The organism is Synechococcus sp. R3-13, assembly GCF_047462195.1.
In the GTDB taxonomy this organism is placed as follows: Bacteria; Cyanobacteriota; Cyanobacteriia; order Thermostichales; family Thermostichaceae; genus Thermostichus.
On sequence record NZ_JANSIO010000353.1, the window covers coordinates 1 to 3,071 of the forward strand.

2 protein-coding genes and 1 pseudogene are annotated in these 3,071 nt (G+C 61.5%); all 3 read left to right on the forward strand.

The genetic code is table 11. The features are described from left to right. Positions 1-428: pseudogene (locus NW856_RS10755) on the forward strand (phosphohydrolase); the annotation flags it as partial. Positions 429-511: 83 nt separating this feature from the next. Next, positions 512-1,687: a glycosyltransferase gene (locus tag NW856_RS10760; RefSeq protein ID WP_414400221.1), complete on the forward strand. Its 1,176-nt coding sequence runs from the start codon at positions 512-514 to the stop codon at positions 1,685-1,687. Between the two features lie 102 nt (positions 1,688-1,789). Beyond that, the coding region (purD, locus tag NW856_RS10765; protein WP_414400222.1) for a phosphoribosylamine--glycine ligase at positions 1,790-3,071 on the forward strand (1,282 nt) is incomplete at its 3' end.

Consider the following 3,071-nt stretch of genomic DNA (forward strand, 5'->3'; position numbering starts at 1 on the left):
AGTTGCCGCTCCCCCTCTACTTGGCTGCCGACGATATCATCTTCAGCTACCCCATGCGCCTCTGGGCCATGTCGGGGAAGGATCCCATCTTGGCGGATCTGTCGCGGCGCTACTTGGAGCGGGATTTGTTCAAGGCCCGCAACATTACCCAGTTGTCTGAGGAACAACGCCAAACCCTGGTGGCCGCCGTGCAGGCCAAAATGCTGCAGGACGGGCTGGATCCTGAAAGTTACTTGGGCATCCGCTCTGCCCATGTCCAGGGCTATAGCTTTTATGACCAAGGGATCCAGCTCAAAACCGAGCGTGGCTATGAAGAAATTGCCCATCTTTCCCCTTTGGTGCGTGCCTTGGTGGAAACCCAGCGCCAGGTCTGGCTAATCTTTCCCCGGCCCTATGGCGATATCGTAGAGGGGGTTTTGTCTGCCTAGAAAATCATTGGGCCATCCCAGAGCTAGAGCATTAGAGGTGGGAATCTGTTCCTGAGCACATCTAAACAACGAGGGAAGCAGGAGTGGGGATCCGAGAAATCCTAACGGGGGTATTGTCCTTAACAGCTTTGGCGATTGCCCTAGTGGCTCTGCAACTGAGGCGAGCGTTGCGGGCTTCCCCCTGGCTGAGGGATCCCCCGGCGGAACAGGCAGGGGAAATCGCGGCTGGGATGGAGCGGCTGGCGGTGATCGTGCCCGCCTACAACGAGGCCGAGAACGTGGTGGGCTGCCTGAGCAGCATTCTGGACAGCACCTCTGCCCCTTTGCAGGTGTGGTTGGTGGACGATGAGTCCACGGATGCCACCTGGGAGTTGGCCCAAGCCCTGGCCGCCGAACGGCAAGATCCGCGCCTACACCTGCTCAAGGGGGATCCCCGTCCCAAAGGCCAAAGGTGGGTGGGCAAAAACTGGGCCTGTGCCCAAGCCGTCGCCCGCGTAGAAGCCGACTACTTGCTGTTTCTGGATTGCGACGTGCGGCTGGGATCCGGTGCCATTGAAGCGGCCTTAGGACATTTGCTGGCAAGCGGCAGCGGCTTGGTGAGTGTAGGGCCGCAATTGGTGTGCGGTTGCCTAGCGGAGTGGCTGGTGCAACCCATCATGATGACCATCCTGGCGGTGGGTTACAACTTTGCCGCCGTGAACGATCCCAACAACCCCAAAGCCTTTGCCTTTGGTCCCTTCCTGCTGTTTCGGCGCTCTGCCTACGAGCAAGTTGGCGGGCATGCCGGAGTGGCCGATGTGGTGATCGAGGATGTGGCCCTGGGGCAACGGATCAAAGCCCAGGGGTTGGGCCTGCAAATTTGCCTGGGAGGGCCGCGGGTGCGCAGCCGCATGTATGCCAACGGGGCTGCCCTTTGGGAAGGGTGGACCAAAAACTGGTTCCTGGGCCTGGAGCGCAACTGGGCCTTGGCGGTGTTGGCAATGGGTACGGTCTTGGGGATCTGCAGCTTGCCCTGGTTGGGGGTGATCCTGGCTGGGGCTACGGGATCCCTGGAGGTGCTGTTGGCCAGCTTGGCAGGGATCCTGGCCCAATTGGCCATCCGGCTCTTGCTCCGGCATTGGGCGCATCTGCCCCTGCGCTACTGGTGGCTAACGGCAGTGGGGGGTTGGGCGACAGCGGCCATCATCTTGGCTTCGGCCATCCGCACCACCACCGGACACAACTGGACCTGGCGGGGCCGTTCTCTCGCCGTCCACTGACCGGAGTGCGCCAACACCCCAGAAATGGTACAAGAACATGGTCTAATGGGGGATGTTCGGAAAACAGGCAAGCTGGGTTTAGAAACAGCGGAATAGCACACCATGCAGGCTCTGGTCATCGGATCTGGGGGGCGAGAACACGCTCTGGCCTGGAAGCTGTTGCAGTCTCCCCAGGTTACTCGGATCTACTGTGCCCCCGGCAACGGCGGCATACAGCAGCTGCCCCGCTGTCAATCCGTGGCTTTGGCGGCTACCGACATTGAAGGCCTGGTGCGGTTTGCTACCGTACAAGGGATCCGCCTGACGGTGGTAGGGCCAGAGCTGCCCTTGGTGCAGGGGATCGTGGACGCCTTCCAGGCAGCAGGGTTGCCCATTTTCGGGCCTAGCCGCGCCGCTGCCCAACTGGAAGGAAGCAAACTCTGGGCTAAGCAATTGATGCAAGAGGCGGGGATCCCGACTGCTCGCGCTACCGGCTTTGCTGAGCTATCTGCCGCTGTGGCCTATCTCGACTCCCAGAGTTTCCCAGTGGTCATCAAAAAAGACGGACTGGCTGCCGGCAAGGGGGTAACCGTTGCCCAAAACCGGGAAGAAGCCGTGCAAGCCCTGGAAGCAGCCCTGGCCAAGCCGGGCGATCAGGTGCTGATCGAGGAGTTTATCCCCGGCCAGGAGGTGTCGGTTTTGGCTCTAACCGATGGCCAGATCTGTGTGCCGCTGCCACCTGCCCAGGACTACAAGCGCCTTGGCGAGGGCGATACCGGCCCCAACACCGGCGGCATGGGAGCTCATGCCCCTGCGGATCACCTGGTCACTCCAGAAGGGTTGGCCCGCATCCAAACCCAGATCCTGGATCCCACCCTGGAGGCTTTGCAACGGCGGGGCATCCGCTACCAGGGGGTGATCTATGCCGGTTTGATGATCACGCCCAGTGGGGATCCCTACGTGTTGGAGTACAACTGCCGCTTTGGGGATCCAGAGGCTCAAGTCCTCCTGCCCTTGCTGGAAAACCCTTTGGACGAGGTGCTGCTGGCCTGTATAGAAGGACGGCTGGCCCAAATCCAGCTCAAATGGAAACCCGGCTATGCCGCCTGCGTGGTGATGGCAGCCCCAGGCTATCCCGATGCCTACGAGCGAGGGATCCCCGTCTCCGGCTTGGATGCAGCTGCCACCACGGGGGCGTTGGTGTTTCATGCGGGTACCCGCCAGGCAGGCAAGCAGCTCCTGAGCGATGGCGGGCGCGTTCTCTGTCTTACCGGCCAAGGGGCAACCCTATCCGAGGCCCTGCGCCAAGCCTACGCAGCTGTGGAGCAAGTGCAGTTTCCCAAGGCCTACTATCGTTCTGACATCGGCAGCCACGCCCTGGGGCCTGCCGTCCGCCGAGGAGTGA